Here is a 21,239-nt window from a genome sequence, read left to right as displayed (position 1 = left end):
GCTCAGCGCGGGCCCCTGAACGGAGCCGGGGGCTACAGCTCGACGCCGCGGGCGCTACAGCTCGACGCCGCGGGCGCTACAGCTCGACGCCGCGGGCGCTACAGCTCGACGCCGCGGGCGCGTAGCCAGACCACCGGGTCGACGCGCTTGCCGTCCACGCCGCCGGAGTGGACCTCGAAGTGCAGGTGCGGGCCGGTCGACTGGCCACGACTGCCCAGCAGGGCGATCTGGTCCCCGGCGCTCACCACGTCACCGGCCGCGACCGTGATCTTCTCCATGTGCCCGTAGACGGTCACGTCACCGCTGACGCCCAGGATGTAGACGACCAGGCCGTAGCCGCTGGCCGCACCGGCACGCAGGACGACGCCGTCCTCGACCGCGTACTCCGGGGTCAGCATCGGCGCCGCCAGGTCGATCCCCCAGTGCATCGTCCCCCAGCGCGGGCAGAAGCAGCTGGTCAGCCGCGCGCCCTTGACCGGCGGGGACGCCTTCGGCCGGGCCGCCTCCGCAGCCGCCTCAGCGGCCTCGGCCGCGGCGGCCTGCTCCTTCGCGACCCGGTCGGCCCGCTCGGCACGCGAGGCGGCGACCTCCTCCAGCCGGGCGCGCGCCTCGACCTCGGTGATCGCCAGCTGCGGGGTCGGCTCGATCTCCAGCAGCCCCTCGGCGTCCGAGCCGAGCAGCTCGGCCACCTCGACCGACTCACGGGCATCGGCGGCGGGCAGCGTCTGGGTGCCGACCAGGGCGACGGTGGCCCCCACGACGAGCGCTGCGAGCAATGCGGCCGGACGCCGGCGGGCGACCGCCGCCGGGGCGGCCGGGAGGGCGGCCGGCCAGGATCCGGACGACGGAGAGCCGGACGACGGGGAGACCGACGACGGGGAGCCGGACGACGGGGAGACCGAGGGCTGCGTGCCCGAGGACGGTGCGACCTCACGTCCGCGGGGGCGGACGGTCGCGCCGGCGTGCCTCGAGCCCATGCGCCTGCCTCTCCTGGGACCTCCGGCGTCCCCCAACGGCTCCGGATCGGTCTGGCACACATCGAAACATCTAGTTGCACCGTTGTAATTCGCTGCGCGGCGTGTTCGCCAGGACACGCCGCGTGACATCGTCAGAACGTTCCGGAAGTGACTGATGACGCGCTGTTGCTGAGTCGACCTGACGCCGAGTCGACGTCTCGACACGTCGACCGGTCAGCGCAGGGCGGGCTCTCCGGCCTGGGCATCCGGGGTGGGCACATCGGGCGCCAGGGCGCGGCCCGTCGGTGCGTCGTCCCGGAAGCGGCGGACCGCACCGACCCCGCCGAGGACCAGACCGAGTCCGCCGGCCACGAGCACCGCGACCGCCACCCGGGCCAGCGGCTGCGGCCCGGCGGTCAGCGCGTTCGCCGTCCAGAGCACGTCGACGTCGGGCAGGCCCTGCACCAGCAGCAGCCAACCGGCCACCACGGCCATCAGGCCGGTCAGCACGCCGCGACCGCGCCCGGCCGCCCGCACGCCGATCGCCGCCACCAGCAGCACCAGCAGCGCCGGGAGCAGGGCCGAGACGACCGCCCCGACGTGCGAGGAGACGCTGCTCGGCGGCTCGGGGGTGGCCAGCGCGTGGTACATCGAGGCCAGCGCCCCCAGGGCGAGGACGGCGGCCAGCGGCCGGGGGCCACGGGCGAGCCAGCCGGCGGCCACCGTGGCCGCCAACAGCAGCAGGTGGCCGGGCCAGACCAGCCAGCCCGGTGGCGGCGGGGTCCAGGTGAGCACCCCCTCGACGACGACGTCGGTCCCGCCGTGGACCATCGGCACGGTCCACTCGATCACCGTGTGCGGCCGGGACGGGTCCGCGGCGACCACCGGGGGCAGCTGGTCCTGGGTCATCCAGTGGGTCCGGTGGTCGTGCCACACGTACTGCGACTGGGTGGACACCTGCTCCCAGCGGGGCGCCGCGGTGATGTCGACGTCGTCGGGCATCGGCGCGCGCCCGTACCGGTCCAGGTTGAGGTACGTCGCCGGGCTGGCGGCGTTGCGCCAGACGCCGTCCGGGCCGATCCGCAGGTAGGGCTCGCCCGAGTACCCCGGCACGGTCAGCTCGGTGTCGGTCTCGTTGACCACCTCGAGCTCGTCGCCGAACTGCAGCACCCGGACGGTCACCCCCGGCAGCTGCGGGGAGACCGACCGGACGGCGGCGGAGAAGTCACTGCCCGCCGCACCGCCGCCCACGTGCGCCGACGCCGGCGCGGCGAGGGCGAGGACCGCCAGCACCCCGAGCAGGACCACGAGGACCCGGCCCGGCCCGGGGCGCACACTGCCCGGGCTCACCCGGCGGTGGCAGCCAGCTCGAGGGCGATGTCGCGCGCGGTGTTGGCCGAGTCGAAGGCGACGTCGGCCTCCCCGTCGGTGCCGTAGAGCAGCAGCAGCGCGGAGTGGCTCTCGCCGCCGTTCTGCGCCACCGGGATGCCGGCGGCCAGCTGCGCCTGGTCGATCTGCTCCTGGTCACCGGTGAGGCCGATGAAGTCGGCCGGCGGGCCTGCGTCGAACCGGTCCAGGTACTCCCGCAGGACCTCGGGGGTGTCCCGCGCCGGGTCGGTGGTGACGAACACCACCGAGGTCTGCTCGGCCACCGCCGGGTCGACCTCGCCCAGCGCCAGCATGACGTCGGCCATCGTGGTCGGGCAGATGTCCGGGCAGTGGGTGAACCCGAAGAACAGCAGGGTCGGCCCGTCCGCGGTCTGCTCGGCGAAGTCGAACGGCGCACCGGAGGTGTCGGTGAGCGTGAAGTCCGGCTTCTGGTACGGGTCGACCAGCTGGATGCCGCCCTCCTGCACGCCGCCCTCCAGCGTGGCCGGGGCCTCCGCCGATCCGTGGTCGTGGCCGGTGGCCTCGGCACTGGCGTCGGCGTCCCCGCCGCAGCCGGTCAGCAGCAGGCCGGTCGCGAGGGTCAGGGCGGTCAGCCCGGTACGGGCCGGGTGGGTCGCAGCGCTCACGGAGCCACGGTACGTCGGCGCGCGGTCAGACCGAGGAACAGACCACCGAGCCCGGCGAGCAGCCCGAGCACCGCGAGCACCAGCGCGGTGACCGCGGTGCCGTTGCCGCCCTCGTCGGCCGCGGCCGTGTCGGTCGTCGTCGCGACCGTGTCGGTCGAGGTCCCGGCGTCCTCCGCCGCCAGCGACAGCACCGGCGCCGGGTACCGCGGCTCGGGCTGGCCGTCGACGGTCGGCTCGATCCAGGCGGCCTCGGTGCCGTCGTTGTAGATCTGCACGGCGTTGAAGACCAGCTCGTCGGTCTCCGGGAAGGGCCCGCCGGAGAGGGCGAACTCCTGGAACTGGCCGGGGGCGATGCCCTGCCCGTCCTCGGCCCGGAACTCCACGACCGAGACGGCCTGCTCGACCGGTTCGCCGTGCACCTCGACCGGCTCGGGGAGCTGCGCCTCGGTCAGCGAGACGGTCCAGCCGGGCACCGGCTGCGCGCGCAGCGAGGTCAGCGGGGTGTCGGTGGGCACCTGGACCCGCAGCCCGACCGTGCTGGCGGTGTCGCTCTCGTTCGGCACCCGGAAGGTGAGCTTGCCGTAGCCACCGGGGGCGGCGTCACCGGAGGAGACGGTGACGTGCGCGGAGGCGACGCCGGTGCCGGCGACGAGCAGCCCGGCCCAGGCGAGCAGCGCGGCCAGGAGGACGACGGCCGGACGGCGCACGGGGCGGAGCAGGGACAGGGACAACGGTTCTCCTCGGATCAGGGGGGCGTGCAGGGGTTCAGCGCACCGGGAAGACGGTGCTGGCGGTGACCGCGGTGAACTCGTCCAACCGGACGGTCACCGTCAAGGTCCAGGTGCCGGTGGTGGGCAGCGTCGGGTCGGCGACGTAGTGACCGGGCCCGGCGGGGGCGAGGTCGACGTCCAGCGGGCCGATCTGCTGCTCCACCTCGGTGAGGGTGACCCCGATCTGCTGCGGCTGGGTCAGCTGCCCGATGGCGTCGAAGAGGTAGACGTGCAGCGTGGTCGGGCCGGCCGTGGCCGGGTCGAGCGTGACCTGCACTGCACCGGCGTCCTCGGTGCCGCCGGCCGACTGGAGCGGCAGGGTCACCTCGACCGGCTGGGCGACGGCCGCCTTCGCCGGCGGGGTGCCGACCAGCACCGCGGACAGCGCCAGGACGACGGCCGCGCCGATGCACTCGAGCAGCACCGCCCGGCGCAGCACGCCGATCGTCGCCGGCGGCGCGACGGCAGCGGGGTCCTCAGCGGGGAGATCACCGGCGGCGGGGTCCTCGGCGGTGGGGGCCGCCCCGGCGGCGAACGCGTGCGCGACCACCCGGCGCGAGGGGCGGCGGCGGGTGCCCGCCCGCTGCTGCACCCAGTCCCGGCTGACCAGGGCGGCGGCCAGCACCAGCAGCACGAGCGCGACCTTGGCCACCAGCACCCAGCCGTAGGTGGTGGCGAACAGCGCGGACACCGACCCGACCTCGCGCATCGACTGCAGCACCCCGGTGACGACCAGGGCGCCGATGCAGCCGGCGGCCAGCCCCGACCAGCGGGGCAGCGCGGCGAGCAGCTCCCCCGCCGGCGTCGGCCCGCGGAGGGCACCAGCGAGCAGGGCGACCAGCCCACCCAGCCAGACGCTCATCGCCGCGACGTGCACGGCGGCCACCGTCACGGCCAGCCCGGGCAGCGGCCCGGCGACCGGGTGACCGATCGCGGCGACGGAGAGCACCAGCGCGGTGGCGAGCACCCCGGCGGCGACCAGCCAGCCGGTGCCCGGCGCGCTCCCCCGCCGCCAGCCGCGCAGCAGGACGGCGGCCAGCAGCCCGGCGAGCACCACCCGCAGCAGCAACGTGCGGCCGAAGGTCGAGTCCAGCGAGGTGCCCAGCAGCTGCGGGTCCAGCAGCTGACCGAGCCCGCTCCCGGCGGCGTAGGGGCCCTGCAGCAGCAGCGAGAGCAGCCCGCCGACGACGACGGCCGCCAGCCCCGCACCGGCCAGCCGGCGCAGCCGGGGCACCGCCCAGCCCCCCGGCCAGCAGGTGGCCAGCACCAGCGGCACGCCGAGCCCGAGGGCCAGGCCCAGGTAGCCCAGCCACCGGGCGGCCGGCAGCGCCGTGGCCACGCCGGGGTCCGCGCCGTCCCCCTCGCCGACGGAGCCGGCCGGCACCAGCTCACCGTCACCGACCACGAAGGAGAAGGCACCGGAGACGGGGTGCGAGTCGGCCGAGACGACCCGGTAGGTCGCCACGTAGCCGGCATCGGGCAAGTTCTCCCGCAGCGGCACGGTGAGGGTGGTGCCGCGCACCTCGGCGGCGCCGGTGTCGACGCGCTCCCCGTCGCCGTCGAGGACCCGCGCGTAGCCGGCACCCAGGGAGACCGGTTCGTCGAACTCGACGACCACCTCGGCCGGCGCGAAGTCCAGCCGGGCGCCGTCGGTCGGCGTCGTCGTCACCACCGTGGCGTGCGCGGCGGCCGGGCGGGCGGTGCCCACGTCGACGAGCACGCCGAGCACCAGGAGCGCGCCCAGCAGGACGGCGGCCGACAGCCGCCGCACCCCCGACCCGGGACGGCGGTGGGCTGCTCGCCGGGTCCGCTCCTGCTGCTGCACGGTTGCACTGTCGTCGCTGCGGGCCGTCCAGTTCCCGCCGGTGCGCGGCCCGGGAGGAGAGCCGCCCCACACCGACGGGTCCTGCTCCCCGACCGGTCGGCCGATCGACCAGGATGACCCGGTGACCGCGTCCCCGTCCGCGGCGGCCGGAGGGCCACCGCCGGACACCGGCGAGCCGGTCGCGCTGGGCACTGCCCCGGGCCGCTGGGTCCTGCTGGCCACCGTGCTCGCCTCGGCCATGGCGCTGCTGGACGCCACCGCGGTCAACGTCGCGCTCCCCTCGATCAGCCGCGACCTCGGCTCGTCCCTGTCCGGGCTGCAGTGGACGGTGACCGGGTACACGCTGGCACTGGCCTCGCTCGTCCTGCTCGGTGGCGCACTCGGCGACCGGTACGGGCGCCGCCGGGTCTTCGTGCTCGGCGTCGTCTGGTTCGCGGTCGCCTCGCTGGCCTGCGGGCTGGCGCAGACGACCGGTCAGCTCGTCGCCGCCCGGGTGCTGCAGGGCATCGGCGGGGCGCTGCTGACCCCCGGCAGCCTGGCGATCATCCAGTCCTCCTTCCGGCACCAGGACCGCCCCCGCGCCATCGGCCTGTGGTCGGCGCTGGGCGGCCTGGCCGGGCTGGTCGGCCCGTTCCTGGCCGGCTTCCTCGTCGACTCGATCGGCTGGCGCTGGGTCTTCGGCATCAACGTGCCGTTCGCGCTGGTCGTGGTCCTGGTCGCCACCCGGCACCTGCCGGAGAGCCGGGACCCCGAGCGCACCGGGCGCTTCGACGTGCTCGGCGCCGTCCTCGGTGCGCTGGCCCTGGCCGGGGTGACCGACGCGCTGATCTCGGCGGGCAGCGACCCCGGGCAGCCGGAGGTGTTCCTCGCCGCGGCCGTCGGCGTGCTGGCCGGGGCGGCGTTCGTCGTCCGGGAGCGCCGGGCGGCCCAGCCGATGCTGCCGCTGGGTGTCTTCGCCGACCGGCAGTTCACCGGCGCGAACCTCAGCACCCTGGCCGTCTACGGGGCGCTGGGCGGGGTGATGTTCTTCCTCGTCCTGCAGCTGCAGACCGTCCTGGGCTACGGCGCCACCGCGGCCGGCGCCGCCCTGCTGCCCTCGATCCTGGTGATCACGCTGCTGTCGGCCCGGGCCGGCGCGCTCGCCCAGCGGATCGGGCCGCGGCTGCCGATGACCGTCGGCCCGCTGGTGGCGGCCGGGGGCCTGCTGTGGCTGACCCGGGTCGGGGCCGGCAGCTCCTACTGGGTCGACGTGCTGCCCGGCTCACTGGGCCTGGGGCTGGGCATGTCGCTGGTGGTGGCCCCGCTGACCGCCACCGTGCTCGGCGCCGCCCCCGACCACCTGGCCGGCGTGGCCAGCGGGGTGAACAACGCGGTCGCCCGGGCGGCGAACCTGCTCGCGGTCGCGGCGCTGCCGGTGGCGGTCGGGCTCTCCGGCGACGACCACACCGACCCGGCGTCGTTCAGCTCCGGCTACTCCCTCGCCCTCGTGCTCTGCGCGGCGGCGATGGTGCTGGGCTCGGCAGTCGCCTGGGCGACGGTGCGCAACGACGTCCTGCGGACGTGACCGAGCCCTCCCGGCCCCCTTCCGCACAATCTCTACCAACATGGTAGGAATGTCGGCGTGACGACGACGGCGACGGCGACCGGTGGACACCCCACCTGCCTCCCGTCGGCCCTCCCCGGCGCGTTCCTGGTGAGCCGTCTGCACGTCGACCTGCTCCGGGTCAGCACCGCCGTCTGTCTCGGCCGCTGACCTCCCGCGCCGTCCGGCGCCCCTCGTTCACCGCGGTCCGCTGCGCCCTCTCCCGGCGCGCCCGCACCCACGAACCCGGAGCACATCCCCCGTGAAGACCCTGATCCTGCTCGCCCTCGCGGGCCTCGGCGCCCAGCTCGTCGACGGCAGCCTGGGCATGGGCTACGGCGTCACCTCGACGACGCTGCTGCTCGCCATCGGCACCAACCCGGCCGCCGCCTCGGCCACGGTGCACCTGGCCGAGATCGGCACCAACCTCGCCTCGGGCCTGTCGCACTGGAAGTTCGGCAACGTCGACTGGAAGGTCGTCGCCAAGATCGGCGTCCCGGGCGCGATCGGCGCCTTCGCCGGGGCGACCGTGCTGTCGAACATCTCCACCGCCGTCGCCGCGCCGGTGATGTCGCTCATCCTGCTGGGTCTGGGCCTCTACCTGCTGGCCCGCTTCACCCTGCGCGGCATCGACCGGCGCCAGCTGGGCAAGCCGATGCGCGCCCGGTTCCTCGCCCCGCTGGGCCTCACCGCCGGCTTCATCGACGCCACCGGCGGTGGCGGCTGGGGTCCGGTGAGCACCCCGGCCATCCTGGCCAGCGGCCGGATGGAGCCGCGCAAGACGATCGGCTCGATCGACACCTCGGAGTTCCTGGTCTCCCTCGCCGCGAGCCTGGGCTTCCTCTTCGCCCTCGGCAGCCAGGGGATCAACGCCTACTGGGTCCTCGGCCTGCTGGCCGGTGGCCTGGTCGCCGCACCGCTGGCCGCCTGGCTGGTCCGCTTCGTCCCGCCGCGGCTGCTCGGCGCCGGGGTCGGCGGCATGATCGTCTCCACCAACGCGACGAGCCTGCTCAGCAGCGACTGGGTCGGCGCCAGCGACCCGGTCCGGTACGTCGTCCTGACGCTCGTCTACGCGACCTGGGCGGCGGCGGTGGCCTGGTCCGTCCGCGAGTACCGCAGGGAGCGCGCGGCGGAGGCGGCCGAGGCGCTGGCCACCGAGGCGGAGCAGCTGGCCGAGCGGGAGCGGGCGGCCCGGGCCGAGCGCGCTGCGCACCCCAACCAGGTGGCACCGGTCGACGCCGACGGCGTGCCGGTGGGCCACCCGCACTCCTGACCGTTTTGCTGTAGCGGCAACGATCCTTGCCGTTGATCGTCCTCCCGGCGCACTGTCGGACTCGGCGGGTCACCACCAGAGGTGACCCGCCGTCCGAACAGAGGAGCGCACGGTGGAGACGGAGTACGACGTGGTGGTCGTCGGCGGTGGCGCCGCCGGCCTGAGCGGTGCCCTGGCGCTCAGCCGGGCCCGCCGATCGGTGCTGGTGGTGGACGGCGGAGCGCCCCGCAACGCCCCCGCCGCGCACGCGCACAACTACCTGGGGCGGGAGGGCGTCCCGCCCCGCGAGCTGCTGGCGATCGGGCGCAGCGAGGTGGCCGGCTACGGCGGGGAGTTCACCGACGGCGACGTCACCTCCGCCGCCCCGGTCGAGGGCGGCTTCCAGGTCCGGCTGGCCGACGGTCGGTCGGTGCGCGCCCGGCGGCTGCTGGTGACCACCGGGCTGGTCGACGAGCTGCCCGACGTCCCCGGCGTGCGCGAGCTGTGGGGCAGGGACGTCCTGCACTGCCCGTACTGCCACGGCTGGGAGGTGCGCGACCAGGCGGTCGGCGTCCTGGCGACCAGCGCCCTCGGGGTGCACCAGGTGCTGATGTGGCGGCAGTGGACCGCCGACCTCACCCTCTTCCTGCACACCGGCCCGCAGCCGACCGAGGAGGAGTGGGAGCAGCTGGCCGCGCGGGGCATCAGCGTGGTCGTCGGCGAGGTCGCCCGCCTGGAGACCGCCGACGGGAGGCTCACCGGGGTCCGGCTGGCCGACGGGACGGCGATCGCCCGCGACGCGGTGGTGGTGGCCCCGCGGTTCACCGCGCGGGCCGGCGTCCTGGAGTCCCTCGGGCTCGCGGCGGTCGAGCAGCGGATGGGTGAGCTGGTGATGGGCAGCGGCGTGCCGGTGGACGCCTTCGGGGCGACCGCCGTCCCCGGGGTGTGGGCAGCCGGGAACGTCACCGACACCCGGGCGCAGGTCATCAGCGCGGCCGCGGCCGGGCTCAACGCCGCGGTGGCGGTCAACGCCGACCTGATCGCCGAGGACACCCGGCAGGCCCTGGCCACCCGGCGCGCCCTGGCCACCCGACTGGTCTTCTCCCCCGCGGCTGAGCGCGAAATGTGCGACCAGGTGCTCGGCGACCGCCGACACGGGATCTGAGGAGGAACGGTGCACGACCACCAGCAGCAGCCGGCCTCGACCGGCCACGACCACGCCTCCTGGGAAGAGCGCTACGCCACCGCGACCGCGCTCTGGAGCGGCCGGGTCAACCCGACGCTCGCCGACCAGGCCGCCGACCTCGCGCCGGGGCGGGCCCTGGACGTCGGCTGCGGAGAGGGCGGCGACCCGCTGTGGCTCGCCTCCCGCGGCTGGCAGGTGACCGGCCTGGACTGGTCCCGGACCGCCCTCGACCGCGGCGCCGTCCAGGCGTCGGCCGCCGGGCTCGCTGACCGGGTGACCTGGGTGCAGGGCGACGTCGCCACCTGGCAGCCCGCGGAGGCGGCGTTCGACCTGGTCACCGCCCACTTCCTGCACCCGGAGGCCGCGGTGCGCCACGCGCTGGTGCCCCGGCTGGCGGCGGCGGTCGCCCCCGGCGGCACGCTGCTGTGGGTCGGCCACGCCCACGACGAGCAACGCGCCGCCGTGTGGGGGGCCGACCGCTTCGCCTCGGCCGCCGACGTGCTCGCCGACCTGGACCTGCAGGAGTGGGACGTCGTCCTGGCCGGCAACCGACCGCGGCCGGTCGGCGAGCACGACCACCACGACGCCGACGAGGTGGTCCGACTCCGCCGGCGAGAGTGAGCCGCCCGGGTTGACCCACCTGGGCTGGGGTTGAGCCGGGCCCTGACGCGGCTCAACCTCAGCCGGTGCGGCTCAACCCCCGGTCAGCAGGGTCCGCTCCAGGTCGAGAGGGAGGCCAGGGAGTGGCCGGCCGGCCGGGGGCTCCGGGCGTTCGCTGGTCTGCATCCAGGTCCAGGTGTCGGCGATCGAGTCGCGTACGGGACGGGAGGGCAGGCCGAGCTCCCGGGCACGCGTCGTGTCGACGTCCCAGGCGGTGCGGGCGGTCTCGGCGGCCAGCCACAGGGGGAGATGGCTCCACTCCTGGACGCCGGCCGCGAGCAGCTCCGCCTCGGCCACCGGCATTCACTCCGCGTCGCCGCCGGTCACCTCCCGGCAGGTGTCCAGCAGCCCGCCGAACGTCGTCATCCCCGCCGGCCCGGTGGCGTTCACCGCACCGGACCGGCCCTGCTCGACCGACTCGACCAGCCAGCCCGCCAGGTCCCGGGCGTCGACCAGCGCGATGGGCTGGTCCAGCCCCTCCGCCGGGACGACGACCCGGCCGCCGGCGGCGATCCGGTCCAGCCACCAGCCCAGCCGGTACAGCGGGTCGTGCGGCCCGACGATCAGCCCGGCGCGGGCGGTCAGGAACCGCTCCCCCAGCGCCGCGCCCAGCACCCGCTCGGCGTGCGCCTTGTTCGGCCCGTAGGAGTCCTCCTCGGAGTCCCAGGTCGGCTCCTGCTCGCCGGCGATCGGCCCGGGCGGCCAGTCCCGGTAGGCGTTGAGGCTGTCGGCCCTCGTGCAGGGTCCCGGCGCGAGCTTGCGAGTGCTGGGGGGCACGGGGGTCCTTCTACTGGCAGGAGGTGTCGACCACCAGCTCGGGCACCCAGCCGTCGAGCGCCGCCGGCAAGGTGACCGGGTCGTCACGGTCGCCGATCAGCGCCCGGGCCCCGGCCGGGGGCGCCCCGGAGACCCCTCGGGTGAACGTGGCGACCTCATGGCCGCGCTCCAGCGCAGCCGTGACGACGTGCCGGCCGAGGAAGTGCGTGCCGCCGAGGACGAGGAGTCGCATGCCCCGACCTCAGCGCAGCCGCCCGGCCGCCGTCCAGCCGGTTCGCTCTCGGCTCACTGCCTGGCCGGGCTGAGCCGCCCCAGCCTCCCGGCCGCCGGGCTCAGCCGGCGCGGACGCCGGCGAGCGGGACGACCTGGGACCGGGACGGGGCGGTGAGCAGCCCCCGCTGCGGGTTGCCGGCGTCCTCGCGCAGACCGGCCAGCCGGAGCGCACGCACGCCGGTGAGCGCATCGGCCTCCGGCGGGACCACCAGCAGGTCGACCCGCCGGTCGCCGTCGACGGTCAGGGAGACCAGCTGCTGGTCCATGCTGGCGAACCCGCCGGTGCGCACGGTGCGCCCGCCGATCAGCACCTTGCGGGCCGGCGGCTCGTCCCAGGCCCCCTCGGCGTAGGTGAACCGGTCGATCCGTACGCCGAGGCTCTGCAGCGCCGCCGCCAGCTCGGGCAGCTCGACCGACAGCAGCCGGCTGCGCGGCCACCACGCCCCGTCGAACGTGCCGTCGGTCGCTGCCGTCGCCGGGCGCAAGCGCACCCGCACGTCGATCCCGTTCCGGAAACCTGCTGCCCGCTGGACCGTCATCGGCTCCCCGACCACCTCTCACACCGTTCCCCCAGGTGTGCCCGGCCTTCCCCGCCGGGCCCACCTCTCCGGACCGGAACCTACGACCGCCGCTGCGACACCCCGGCGCGCCACGAGGAGAGCCGGCGAACGCACCAGGCCCGCCCGGCCAGCCATCACGAAGTGTGACTGAACCACAACTCTCGACACAGTGGACCCACCCGTGTCAGCAGTCCTCGTCCGCGCGTCGCACCCACCGGACGACGAACGCCGCCGTCCCCGGAGGGACGACGGCGTTCGGTCACGACCCCGGAGGGTCCGTGCTCAGGGCTTGGGCTTCCGGTTCCGGGACCGACCGCGGATCGTCTGGTCCAGCTCGACCTTGCGCACCCGAACCGCGCCCGGCGTCACCTCCACGCACTCGTCCTCGGCACAGAACTCCAGCGCCTGCTCCAGGTTGAGCAGCTTCGGCGGGATGAGCCGCTCCAGCTCCTCGGAGGTGGCCTTGCGCATGTTGGTGAGCTTCTTCTCCTTGGTGATGTTCACGTCCATGTCGTCCGGACGCGAGTTCTCACCGATGACCATGCCCTCGTAGACCGCCGTGCCCGGCTCGACCATCATCTGGCCGCGCTCCTGCAGCGAGAACATCGAGTACGTCGTCGCCACGCCGGTGCGGTCGGCCACCAGCGAGCCGGTCGGGCGGGCGCGCATGTCGCCCAGCCACGGCTCGTAGCCCTCGAGGTTGTGGTTCAGCACGCCGGTGCCGCGGGTCTCGGTGAGGAACTCGGTGCGGAACCCGATCAGGCCACGCGAGGGGACGATGTACTCCATCCGCGCCCAGCCGGTGTCGTGGTGCACCAGGTTCTCGAGCCGCCCGCGCCGGACGGCCAGCGCCTGGGTCAGGGTGCCGACGTACTCACCCGGGGTGTCGATGGTGACCCGCTCGACCGGCTCGTGCAGCTTGCCGTCGATCTCCTTGGTGACCACCTGCGGGCGGCCGACGGTGAGCTCGAACTCCTCGCGGCGCAGCTGCTCGACCAGGATCGCCAGGGCCAGCTCGCCACGGCCCTGCATCTCCCAGGTGTCCGGGCGCTCGGTGGGCAGCATACGCACCGAGACGTTGCCGACCAGCTCCTGGTCCAGCCGGTTCTTGATCAGCCGGGCGGTGAGCTTCTTGCCCGACTTGCCCGAGATGGGGCTGGTGTTGATGCCGATGGTGATCGAGATCGACGGCTCGTCGACGGTGATCGCCGGCAGCGGGCGCGGGTCGTTCGGGTCGGCGAGGGTGTCGCCGATCATGATGTCCTCGATGCCGGCGATGGCGATCAGGTCGCCGGGGCCGGCGCTGTCGGCCGGGGTGCGGGTGAGGCCCTCGGTGACCAGCAACTCGGTGATCTTGGTGCGGGTGATGGTGCCGTCGGCCTTGCACCAGGCCACCTGCTGGCCGCGCTTCATCTCACCGGAGTGGATGCGCAGCAGCGCCAGCCGGCCCAGGAACGGCGAGGCGTCGAGGTTGGTGACCTGCGCGCGCAGCGGCTCCTCGGCGTCGTAGACCGGCGCCGGCACGGTGTCCAGCAGCGTCTTGACCAGCGGGCCGAGGTCCGGGCTGTCCGGGACGGTGCCGTTCTCGGGCTTGTTCAGCGAAGCCTGGCCGGTACGGCCGTTGCAGTAGACGATCGGGAACTCGAGGGTCTCCGCGGGCAGGCCGGCGTCCTCGAGCAGCTCCATGAACAGCTCGTAGGTCTCGTCGACGACCTCCTCGATGCGGGCGTCCTGCCGGTCGGTCTTGTTCACCGCGAGGATGACCGGCATCCCCTTCGCCAGCGCCTTGCGGAGCACGAACCGGGTCTGCGGCAGCGGGCCCTCGGAGGCGTCGACGAGCAGCACGACACCGTCCACCATCGACAGCGCACGCTCCACCTCGCCACCGAAGTCGGCGTGGCCGGGGGTGTCGACGATGTTCACGACGACGGGGTTGCCGTCCTCGTCGGCGAGGCGGATCGCGGTGTTCTTGGCGAGGATGGTGATCCCGCGCTCGCGCTCGAGCTCGCCGGAGTCCATGACCCGGTCCTGCGTGGAGTCGTTGTCCGTCCCCTCGCCCTTCGAGCGCCCGAGGGCACCGGCCTGCCGGAGCAGGGCGTCGACCAGGGTGGTCTTGCCGTGGTCGACGTGGGCGATGATCGCCACGTTGCGCAGGTCGTTGCGGGTGGGCATGCGGAGAGGCACCTCAGGGGATCGCGTGGGGGTCTGCGCGCAGCGGCGCGCGACAGGTGTAACGGCACGGGCGGCCGAGACCTTCCCATGGTAGGGGACGACGGGCCCCCTCCGAGCGGCTGTGACCGGTCTACCACTCTTGGAGGACCTTGGTGCCCCTCATCCCTCGCAGGCTCGGGACGAGCCTCTGGACCGAGGCCTCACGACGACGGACGGTCGGCCACCACCCAGGAGACCGCCGCGGCGAGCACCGTGACCACCCCGACCGCCAGCCAGGACGGCCAGCCGACGCCGAGGGCCAGCACGTGCGCGCCGACGAAGGCGGCTACGTAGCCCGCCGCCAGCGCCGCGGCCACCGCCGCCCCGCGACGGCGGTACCAGAGCCACCCGGCGGCCAGGCCGCCCGCGGCGAACACGACGCCGCCGAGCGCCCGCACGCCGGTGCCCTGGGCGACGCCGAACCCGGCGGCCAGCCCGACGGCCACCGCGACGGCCGAGGGGAACCGGGCCTGCACACGACTGAGGGTCGAGGTCGACATGTCCACCAGTCTCCCAGCGGGCACGGGTCGGTGGGTCGGGCCTGCACATGAGGGGCTGATCGGTGACCCTGGGCGGTACGGTTCGCCGCCCGAGTCCGTCCGGACCGTGCGAGGAGCCCCATGACCCAGCACACCGATCCACCACCGTGGGTGGCCGACGGGTCCTGGCGCGCCCGGGCCACCGAGGCGCTGACGTCGATCAGCGAGGCGGTCTGCTTCCTGGACGCCGAGTACCGCTACACCTGGGTCAACCGCGCCGCCGAACGACTGCTCGAGCGGCCGGCCGCCGAACTCGTCGGCCAGGAGCTGTGGAGCGAGTTCCCGGACCGGCCCGGGGCGCCGTGGCAGGAGTCGGTCCGGCGGGCCCGGTCGACCCGGGTCAGCCAGCACCTGGAGTTCTTCTACGAACCGCTGGACCGGTGGTTCGAGGTGCGCGCCTACCCCGTCCTGGACGACCTGGTCCTCTTCTTCCGCGACGTGCACGAACGGCGCCGGCTCGACGAGGAGCGTGCCGCCGAGTCCTCCCTCATCCGGGCGGTGCTCAACGCACTGCCGGCCCGGACCGCGATCCTCGGCGGCGACGGCACGATCCTGACCATCAACACGGCCTGGGCACAGGGGGCGACGACGGCGGGCCGGCCGGCCGCCAGCCGGCCCGGCGACGACTACCTGGCCGCCTGCCGCGCGCTGGCCGCGACGGGCGTCCCCGAAGCGCAGCGGGCGGTCGAGGGGCTGGAGGCGGTGCTCGAGCGGCGGGCGCCGTCCTTCTCCCTCGACTACTCCCCCGCGCCCGGCGCCGGCACCGGCACCGCCGACACCTGGTGGCACCTGCAGGCGTTCCCGGTGGACGGCGGACCGGGCGTCGTCGTCACCCACACCGACATCACCGACCGGGTGCGGGCCGAACAGCGGGCCGCCTGGCAGGCCCGCCACGACCACCTCACCGAGCTGCCCAACCGGGCCGCCCTGCACGAGACGATCACCGGGGCCCTGGCCGAGGACGGCGGCCCGGTGACCGTCCTCTACCTCGACGTCGACGGCTTCAAGCAGGTCAACGACTCCCTCGGGCACTCCGCCGGCGACCTGCTGCTGCAGGAGCTGGCGGTCCGGCTGTCGCAGCGGACCCGCACGACCGACGTGGTCGGGCGGCTGGGCGGGGACGAGTTCGTGGTGGTCGCCCGCGACTGCGACGCCCCGGCCGGGGAGCTGCTGGCCCAGCGGTTCCGGGCCGTCTTCGACGAGCCGTTCGAGCTGGCCGGCACGCGGCTGTCGTTGACCGCGAGCATCGGGACGGCCACCTCCGACCCGGCGCACACCGGGCCCGAGGACCTGCTCCGAGACGCGGACGCCGCGATGTACGCCGCGAAGTCCGACGGCCGGGACCAGCACCTGCACTTCACCCCGACCCTGCGCACCGCCCTGGAGGGCCGGCGCCAGGTCGTCACCCACCTGCGGGACGCGGCGGCACTGGACCAGCTGACCGTGCGCTGGCAGCCGGTGGTCCACCTGCCCAGCGGCACGGTGACCGGGTGCGAGGCGCTGGTGCGGTGGGACCACCCGCACCGGGGCCGGCTCGAACCGGCCGAGTTCATCCCGGTCGCGGAGGAGACCGGGACGATCGTGCCGATCACCCGCTGGCTGCTGCGGACGGCGATCGCCCAGGCCGAGGCGTGGCAGGCCGACGGGCACGACCTGGCCGTCGGGGTGAACGTGAGCGCCGTCCACCTCTCCTCGGGGACGTTGGTCGACGACGTCCTCGGGGCACTGGCCGCGCGGGACCTGGCCCCGGAGAACCTCGTGCTGGAGCTGACCGAGACGGCGCTGGCGCGCGACCCCGAGCACGCCGTGGCCCAGTTCTCCGAGCTGCGCACCCACGGCGTCCGGATCGCCATCGACGACTTCGGAGCCGGGTACAGCTCCCTGGCGGCGGTGGCCTCGCTGCCCGCCGACGTGCTGAAGGTGGACCGCGCACTCGTCACCGGGCCACTCCCGGCCGCCGCCACGGCCCCCGAGGCGCTCCTCGGCGCGGTCGCCGCCCTGGGCACGGCCCTCGACATGGCGGTGCTCGCCGAGGGGGTGGAGACCGCGGCGCAGGTGGAGCTGGCCCGCCGGGTGGGGTGCACCTACGCCCAGGGGCACCACCTCTCCCCGCCGGTGACCGGCGACCGACTGGGCGCACTGCTGGCGGAGGGCCGGCGGCAGACCGGTCAGCAGCGGCTGCCCTGAGACGCAGCAGAGCTCCCACCCGGCCGGGTGGGAGCTCTGCTGGAGTGCACGGCCCCGCTGACGGGGCGCTCGATCAGGCGGTGCGGAGCACGCCCTCGATCTCGAGCTCGACCTCGATCTTGTCGCCGACGACGACGCCGCCGCCGTCCATCGGCATGTCGATGTCCACGCCGAACTCCTTGCGGGAGATGGAGGTCTTGCCGGAGAAGCCGGCGCGCGTGCCGCCGTAGGCGTCGGGGCCGAAGCCGTTGAGCTCCAGGGCCAGGGTGATCGGCTTGGTGATGCCCTTGATCGTCAGGTTGCCCTCGACGACCCAGTCCTCGCCCTTGTTGCGGACGCCGGTGGAGCGGAACTCCATGACCGTGTGGTTGCCGACGTCGAAGAAGTCCGCGGACTTGATGTGCGCGTCGCGCTGCTCCTGGCGGGTGTCGATCGAGTCCATGTCGATCGTCGCGTGCACCGCGGACTGGGCCGGGTCCTCGGCGGTGACGATCTCACCGGAGAACTCGCGGAAGTAGCCGCGGACCTTGCTGACCATCATGTGGCGGACGGCGAAGCCCACGGTGGAGTGAGAGGCGTCGATGTCCCACGTGCCGACGACGTAACCGGGGATCTGGGTGATGCTGGCCATGGTGACTCCAAGTGGTTGAGCGTTTGACTGACTGCCTGGGGGGAAGCGTAGTTGAATGCTTGAGCATTCCGCCAGTACCCTCGCCCCATGACGAGTGACGTGTCCCCCGTGGCGCGGACGACGGGCGCGCCTGCCGCGGTCCCGCCCGCCGCGACGCGCTGGCTGGACCCCGACGAGCAGCGCGCCTGGCGCGCCTGGTTGTACAGCTGGATGCTGCTCGACGACCGGCTCGACCGCGAGCTCACCCGGGAGACCGGCATCTCGCACGCCTACTACGAGATCCTCGTCCAGCTCTCGGAGACCGAGGGCCGACAGTTGCGGATGAGCGAGCTCGCCGAACGGTGCCTGTCCTCGCGCAGTCGACTGTCCCACGCGGTCTCCCGCCTCGAGGAACGCGGGTGGGTGCGCCGGCAGGTCTGCCCCGAGGACGGACGTGGCCAGCTCGCCGTCCTGACCGACGAGGGGTTCTCGGCGCTGGAGGGGGCCGCCCCGGTGCACGTGGAGAGCGTGCGCAGCCACCTGTTCGACCAGCTCAGCCCGGAGCAGGTCGTCGCGATGCGCGACATCGGCGACACCCTGCTCCGCCACCTGCACGACGAGCCCTAGCTCCCGCACCGAGTGACAGCTCAGCGGGGTTCCCCGCCCGGGGAAGCCCGCTGAGCTGCCACTCACCGGCTGTGGACGACGCCAGCGGCGACCTGCCCCGCTGCGGCAGGGTGCGGCGGTGCCCCGCCCGACCCGCCGTCCCGAGCGACTCCGCGGCAGTGTCTTCCGCGGCACGGCGGCCGTCCGGAGCGGCCTGCTGACCCCGGACGACCTGCGCAGTGCCGCCTGGGTGCGGCTGTTCCCCGACGTCTACGCCGACGCCGCCCTCGAGATCACCCACACGGTGCGCGCGCGGGCGGTGGGCCGGCTGCTGCTCCCGCACGGCGTCGTCTCGGGGGTCAGCGCCGCGGTGCTCTGGGGGCTGACCGACCTCGCCGGCCCGGAGGACGACGTGGAGGTCACCGTTGCGCCGGGTGCGCCCCGCGGTGCCGCTCCCGGCGTGGTGGTGCACCGCCGCGCCGTCCCCGGCGAGTGGGTGCGCCCCGTCGGCGGTGTCCGCGCGACCGCCCCGGAGACGACGGCGCTGGAGCTCGCCGGGCGGCTCGCCCTCGACGACGGCGTCGTCCTGCTGGACCGGTTCGTCGCGGCGCGGGCCACGACTCTGGCGACCCTGCAGCTGACGGCCGCCGAGCTCACCGGCCGCGGGTGCCGCCGAGCCCGGGCGGCGTGCGCACTCGCCGACGGGCTGGCCGCCTCACCACAGGAGACCCGGCTCAGGCTGCTGCTCTCCCGGTCGTCGCTGCCACCACCGGTGGCCCAGCACGTGGTCCGCCGCGGCGGGGTCTTCCTGGCCCGGGTGGACTTCGCCTGGCCGGAGCGCCGCATCGCACTGGAGTACGAGGGGGCGTGGCACACCACCCGCATCGCCGCGGACCGTCGGCGGATCGAGTCCCTCCAGGCCGCGGGCTGGCGGGTGCTGTTCGTCACCGCCGCCGACCTGCACTCCCCCGCCGCCCTGCTGGCGAGGATCGCCGCCGCACTCACCGAGTGACAGCCCAGCGGGCTTCCCAGCCTGGGGAAGCCCGCTGAGCTGCCACTCACCGTTCGTGAGGCGGCTGCCGCGTCAGGCGGCCGGGGCCAGCTCCGCGTCCTCGAAGAGGTCGCGGGTGAGCACGCCGGTGTCCGGGTTGTCGGTGAAGATCCCGTCCACCCCGGCCTCCCAGAAGGCCAGCTGCTCCTCGAGCGCCCGGCCGTAGGCCGCCGGGTCGGTGCCCTCGTCGAGCTCGGCCGGCAGGAAGGCGTTCTCGTTGCGGAACGTGTACGGGTGCACGAGCAGGTCGACGGCGTGCGCGTCCGCGACGAAGGAGGTCGGCTCCCCCAGCGTGCCGTCCTCGGCCAGCGGGATCACCTGGGACTTCTCCGGGCCCACCCCGTCGGCGTACCGGGAGATCACGGCCAGGCCGACCGCAGTGGACAGGTCGGCGTAGGTGTACGGCTGACCTGCGGCGACCAGGTCGGCCGGGGCCCCACTGGCCGACAGCAGCTGCACCAGCGGGACCTTCACCCCTGCCGCGTCCAGCTCACGGAGGTTCGTCGTCTCGAACGACTGCAGGAACACCGGGGAGTTGCGGCGGTCGACGCGCGCCTCGCGCAGGTCGGCGAGCAGCGGCTCCTCCAGCGAGAGCCCGATGGAGTCGAAGTAGGTCGGGTGCTTGGTCTCGATGTAGGCCCCGATCTCCCGGTCCAGCTCACGGCTGAGGTCCTCGCGCAGCTCCAGGAACTCGTCCAGGGTCGGCACCGTGAACAGCCCGTCGTAGAGGGTGTTCTCCTCCCGCAGCTCCGGGAGCCGCTCGACCGCACGCAGGGTCTGCAGCTCCGCCAGCGTGAAGTCCTCGGTGAACCAGCCGGTCAGCTCCACCCCGTCGACCGTCTTGGTCGTCTGCCGATCGGCGAACTCCGGACGCTCGGCGACGTCGGTGGTGCCGGAGATCTCGTTCTCGTGCCGGCAGACCAGCACGGCGTCGGCGGTGCTGACCACGTCGCACTCGATGTAGTCCGCGCCCATCCGGGCGGCCAGCTCGTAGGAGGCGAGCGTGTGCTCCGGCCGGTAGCCGGAGGCTCCTCGGTGGCCGATGACCAGCAGGTCCTCAGCGGGGTCGGCGCCGGGATGACCGCCGTGATGGGCCCCGCCACGTGGGGTGGCCGAGGACGCCGGGGCGACCACCAGGGACAGCAGGACGGCGAGCAGAGCGGTCAGCACAGCGGCGGACAGCCGGGACGTACGGCTCATCGGGACCCCCACGGGCTCGGACGGCGACCATCGCCGGCGGCCCGCCACCCAGCACAGTGGGACCTCAACCCCCGCACAGGCAATGCCCGGCGAACACCCGGTGAAGTCGGTCGGCGCGTCGGCGAGTCCCCCGGCGCGTCGCCGCCAGGGGCAGCCGCACTCACCGAGTGACAGCCCAGCGGGCTTCCCCCGCCGGGGAAGCCCGCTGGGCTGTCACTCGCCGCGCCAGACCGGGGGGCGCTTCTCGGCGAAGGCCCGGGCGCCCTCCAGGGCGTCGGCCGAGCCGAAGACCCGGTCGGCCAGCTCCCGCTGCGCGTCCAGCGCGGCCCGGTCGGTCCAGCCGACCGACCCGGCGATCAGCTGCTTGCTGGCCCGGACCCCCAGCGGGCCGTTGACCGCGATCCGGGCGGCCAGCTCCCGCGCACCGGCCAGCGCACCGCCGGGCTCGGTGAGGGTGTTGACCAGGCCGAAGCGGTGCGCCTCCTCGGCGGGCAGCGGGTCGCCGGTCAGCGCCATCTCCATCGCCCGCTGGTAGGGCAGCGCCTTGGCCAGCCGCAACACCCCGCCGCCGGCGGCGAACAGCCCCCGCTTGACCTCCGGGATGCCGAACCGGGCGTCCCGGGCGGCCACCACCAGGTCCGCGCTCAGGGCCAGCTCGCAGCCGCCCGCCAGCGCCCAGCCCTCGACCGCGGCGATCAGCGGCTTGGCCGGCGGCGCCTCGGTCAGCCCGGCGAACCCGCGGCCCTCGATCCGCGGCCGCTCGCCCCGGGCGAAGGCCTTGAGGTCCATGCCGGCGCAGAAGGTGCCCCCCGCTCCGGTGAGCACCAGGACGGCGACGTCGTCGCGGGCCTCGAACTCGTCGATCGCGGCCGCCAGGGCCTCGGTCGTCGCCAGGTCGACGGCGTTCTTCGCCGCCGGCCGGTTCAGGGTGAGCACCCCGACCCCGTCGGTCACCTCGGTGAGCACTGGTGCGGTCATG

General features: G+C 74.6%; 22 protein-coding genes. 8 read left to right on the top strand and 14 right to left on the bottom strand.

Annotated elements, in window-relative coordinates:
* Window positions 1–98: 98 nt before the first annotated feature.
* From O2W16_RS20540 to O2W16_RS20520, 5 genes are all read right to left on the bottom strand, one after another.
* On the bottom strand, window positions 99–977 hold the full coding sequence (locus O2W16_RS20540; protein ID WP_269160693.1) for a M23 family metallopeptidase: 879 nt from the start codon (window positions 975–977) through the stop codon (window positions 99–101).
* 213 nt (window positions 978–1,190) lie between these two features.
* Window positions 1,191–2,306 (bottom strand): hypothetical protein, encoded by a 1,116-nt coding sequence (locus tag O2W16_RS20535; RefSeq protein ID WP_269160692.1) that lies wholly within the window; start codon window positions 2,304–2,306, stop codon window positions 1,191–1,193.
* Window positions 2,303–2,971, bottom strand: a complete 669-nt coding sequence (locus tag O2W16_RS20530) for an SCO family protein (protein WP_269160691.1) — start codon at window positions 2,969–2,971, stop codon at window positions 2,303–2,305. The genes O2W16_RS20535 and O2W16_RS20530 overlap by 4 nt, the downstream gene beginning before the upstream one ends.
* Window positions 2,968–3,702, bottom strand: coding sequence for a YcnI family copper-binding membrane protein (locus tag O2W16_RS20525; protein WP_269160690.1), 735 nt, complete (start codon window positions 3,700–3,702; stop codon window positions 2,968–2,970). Before O2W16_RS20525 ends, O2W16_RS20530 begins: the two co-directional genes overlap by 4 nt.
* Before the next feature lie 34 nt (window positions 3,703–3,736).
* On the bottom strand, window positions 3,737–5,566 hold the full coding sequence (locus O2W16_RS20520) for a copper resistance CopC/CopD family protein (protein ID WP_269160689.1): 1,830 nt from the start codon (window positions 5,564–5,566) through the stop codon (window positions 3,737–3,739).
* 121 nt (window positions 5,567–5,687) lie between these two features.
* Between O2W16_RS20520 and O2W16_RS20515 the strand changes: the two genes are divergently transcribed.
* The 5 genes from O2W16_RS20515 (at window position 5,688) to O2W16_RS20495 (ending at window position 10,207) form a co-directional block, all read left to right on the top strand.
* Window positions 5,688–7,130: an MFS transporter gene (locus O2W16_RS20515; protein ID WP_269160688.1), complete on the top strand. Its 1,443-nt coding sequence runs from the start codon at window positions 5,688–5,690 to the stop codon at window positions 7,128–7,130.
* 57 nt (window positions 7,131–7,187) lie between these two features.
* The gene (locus O2W16_RS20510; protein WP_269160687.1) at window positions 7,188–7,319 is read left to right on the top strand and encodes a putative leader peptide; all 132 of its coding nucleotides are present in this window, start codon (window positions 7,188–7,190) and stop codon (window positions 7,317–7,319) included.
* A gap of 91 nt (window positions 7,320–7,410) precedes the next feature.
* Window positions 7,411–8,421 carry a sulfite exporter TauE/SafE family protein gene (locus tag O2W16_RS20505; protein WP_269160686.1) on the top strand — a complete coding sequence of 337 codons (1,011 nt, stop codon included), beginning with the start codon at window positions 7,411–7,413 and terminating at the stop codon, window positions 8,419–8,421.
* A gap of 112 nt (window positions 8,422–8,533) precedes the next feature.
* Window positions 8,534–9,565, top strand: coding sequence for an NAD(P)/FAD-dependent oxidoreductase (locus O2W16_RS20500; protein WP_269160685.1), 1,032 nt, complete (start codon window positions 8,534–8,536; stop codon window positions 9,563–9,565).
* 9 nt (window positions 9,566–9,574) lie between these two features.
* The gene (locus tag O2W16_RS20495; protein WP_269160684.1) at window positions 9,575–10,207 is read left to right on the top strand and encodes a class I SAM-dependent methyltransferase; all 633 of its coding nucleotides are present in this window, start codon (window positions 9,575–9,577) and stop codon (window positions 10,205–10,207) included.
* 72 nt (window positions 10,208–10,279) lie between these two features.
* Here O2W16_RS20495 and O2W16_RS20490 read toward each other — a convergent pair whose 3' ends face one another.
* The 6 genes from O2W16_RS20490 to O2W16_RS20465 form a co-directional block, all read right to left on the bottom strand.
* Window positions 10,280–10,543: a hypothetical protein gene (locus tag O2W16_RS20490; protein WP_269160683.1), complete on the bottom strand. Its 264-nt coding sequence runs from the start codon at window positions 10,541–10,543 to the stop codon at window positions 10,280–10,282.
* A gap of 6 nt (window positions 10,544–10,549) precedes the next feature.
* Window positions 10,550–11,023, bottom strand: a complete 474-nt coding sequence (locus tag O2W16_RS20485) for a hypothetical protein (protein WP_269160682.1) — start codon at window positions 11,021–11,023, stop codon at window positions 10,550–10,552.
* 10 nt (window positions 11,024–11,033) lie between these two features.
* Window positions 11,034–11,255 (bottom strand): NAD-dependent epimerase/dehydratase family protein, encoded by a 222-nt coding sequence (locus O2W16_RS20480; protein ID WP_269160681.1) that lies wholly within the window; start codon window positions 11,253–11,255, stop codon window positions 11,034–11,036.
* 100 nt (window positions 11,256–11,355) lie between these two features.
* A complete protein-coding gene (locus tag O2W16_RS20475) occupies window positions 11,356–11,835 on the bottom strand; it encodes a DUF5994 family protein (protein WP_269160680.1) in 480 nt (159 codons plus the stop codon).
* Between the two features lie 303 nt (window positions 11,836–12,138).
* Window positions 12,139–14,028: a translational GTPase TypA gene (gene typA, locus O2W16_RS20470; protein WP_269160679.1), complete on the bottom strand. Its 1,890-nt coding sequence runs from the start codon at window positions 14,026–14,028 to the stop codon at window positions 12,139–12,141.
* Between the two features lie 200 nt (window positions 14,029–14,228).
* Window positions 14,229–14,567 carry a hypothetical protein gene (locus tag O2W16_RS20465; protein ID WP_269160678.1) on the bottom strand — a complete coding sequence of 113 codons (339 nt, stop codon included), beginning with the start codon at window positions 14,565–14,567 and terminating at the stop codon, window positions 14,229–14,231.
* Window positions 14,568–14,687: 120 nt separating this feature from the next.
* On the opposite strand from O2W16_RS20465, the gene O2W16_RS20460 reads away from it, so the two are divergent.
* Window positions 14,688–16,793, top strand: coding sequence for a putative bifunctional diguanylate cyclase/phosphodiesterase (locus O2W16_RS20460; RefSeq protein WP_269160677.1), 2,106 nt, complete (start codon window positions 14,688–14,690; stop codon window positions 16,791–16,793).
* Between the two features lie 73 nt (window positions 16,794–16,866).
* Here the strand turns inward: O2W16_RS20460 and O2W16_RS20455 are convergent, their stop codons facing one another.
* Entirely contained in the window at window positions 16,867–17,424 is a 558-nt protein-coding gene (locus tag O2W16_RS20455; RefSeq protein WP_269160676.1) for a YceI family protein, read from the bottom strand.
* 87 nt (window positions 17,425–17,511) lie between these two features.
* Between O2W16_RS20455 and O2W16_RS20450 the strand changes: the two genes are divergently transcribed.
* Together O2W16_RS20450 and O2W16_RS20445 are read left to right on the top strand one after the other, a co-directional pair.
* Complete coding sequence (locus O2W16_RS20450; protein ID WP_269160675.1) at window positions 17,512–18,030, top strand: MarR family winged helix-turn-helix transcriptional regulator; 519 nt, start codon at window positions 17,512–17,514, stop codon at window positions 18,028–18,030.
* A 118-nt stretch (window positions 18,031–18,148) separates the two neighbouring features.
* Window positions 18,149–19,021: a DUF559 domain-containing protein gene (locus tag O2W16_RS20445; protein WP_269160674.1), complete on the top strand. Its 873-nt coding sequence runs from the start codon at window positions 18,149–18,151 to the stop codon at window positions 19,019–19,021.
* Between the two features lie 72 nt (window positions 19,022–19,093).
* Here the strand turns inward: O2W16_RS20445 and O2W16_RS20440 are convergent, their stop codons facing one another.
* Together O2W16_RS20440 and O2W16_RS20435 are read right to left on the bottom strand one after the other, a co-directional pair.
* Window positions 19,094–20,260, bottom strand: a complete 1,167-nt coding sequence (locus tag O2W16_RS20440) for a glycerophosphodiester phosphodiesterase (RefSeq protein ID WP_269160673.1) — start codon at window positions 20,258–20,260, stop codon at window positions 19,094–19,096.
* Between the two features lie 213 nt (window positions 20,261–20,473).
* Window positions 20,474–21,238 carry a crotonase/enoyl-CoA hydratase family protein gene (locus tag O2W16_RS20435; protein ID WP_269160672.1) on the bottom strand — a complete coding sequence of 255 codons (765 nt, stop codon included), beginning with the start codon at window positions 21,236–21,238 and terminating at the stop codon, window positions 20,474–20,476.
* Window position 21,239: the final 1 nt, after the last annotated feature.

The organism is Modestobacter sp. VKM Ac-2984, assembly GCF_026967985.1.
Taxonomy (GTDB): Bacteria; Actinomycetota; Actinomycetes; order Mycobacteriales; family Geodermatophilaceae; genus Modestobacter.
The sequence above is the reverse complement of the archived record's forward strand: the minus strand, read 5'-3'. Positions and strand labels throughout refer to the sequence as shown.

What these genes read in the sequence shown, in the direction of transcription:
- O2W16_RS20440 (WP_269160673.1), bottom strand. Translation starts at nt 20,260, where the DNA reads ATGAGCCGTACGTCCCGGCTGTCCGCCGCTGTGCTGACCGCTCTGCTC.
- O2W16_RS20435 (WP_269160672.1), bottom strand. Translation starts at nt 21,238, where the DNA reads ATGACCGCACCAGTGCTCACCGAGGTGACCGACGGGGTCGGGGTGCTC.
- O2W16_RS20475 (WP_269160680.1), bottom strand. Translation starts at nt 11,835, where the DNA reads ATGACGGTCCAGCGGGCAGCAGGTTTCCGGAACGGGATCGACGTGCGG.
- typA (WP_269160679.1), bottom strand. Translation starts at nt 14,028, where the DNA reads ATGCCCACCCGCAACGACCTGCGCAACGTGGCGATCATCGCCCACGTC.
- O2W16_RS20460 (WP_269160677.1), top strand. Translation starts at nt 14,688, where the DNA reads ATGACCCAGCACACCGATCCACCACCGTGGGTGGCCGACGGGTCCTGG.
- O2W16_RS20540 (WP_269160693.1), bottom strand. Translation starts at nt 977, where the DNA reads ATGGGCTCGAGGCACGCCGGCGCGACCGTCCGCCCCCGCGGACGTGAG.
- O2W16_RS20450 (WP_269160675.1), top strand. Translation starts at nt 17,512, where the DNA reads ATGACGAGTGACGTGTCCCCCGTGGCGCGGACGACGGGCGCGCCTGCC.
- O2W16_RS20455 (WP_269160676.1), bottom strand. Translation starts at nt 17,424, where the DNA reads ATGGCCAGCATCACCCAGATCCCCGGTTACGTCGTCGGCACGTGGGAC.
- O2W16_RS20465 (WP_269160678.1), bottom strand. Translation starts at nt 14,567, where the DNA reads ATGTCGACCTCGACCCTCAGTCGTGTGCAGGCCCGGTTCCCCTCGGCC.
- O2W16_RS20480 (WP_269160681.1), bottom strand. Translation starts at nt 11,255, where the DNA reads ATGCGACTCCTCGTCCTCGGCGGCACGCACTTCCTCGGCCGGCACGTC.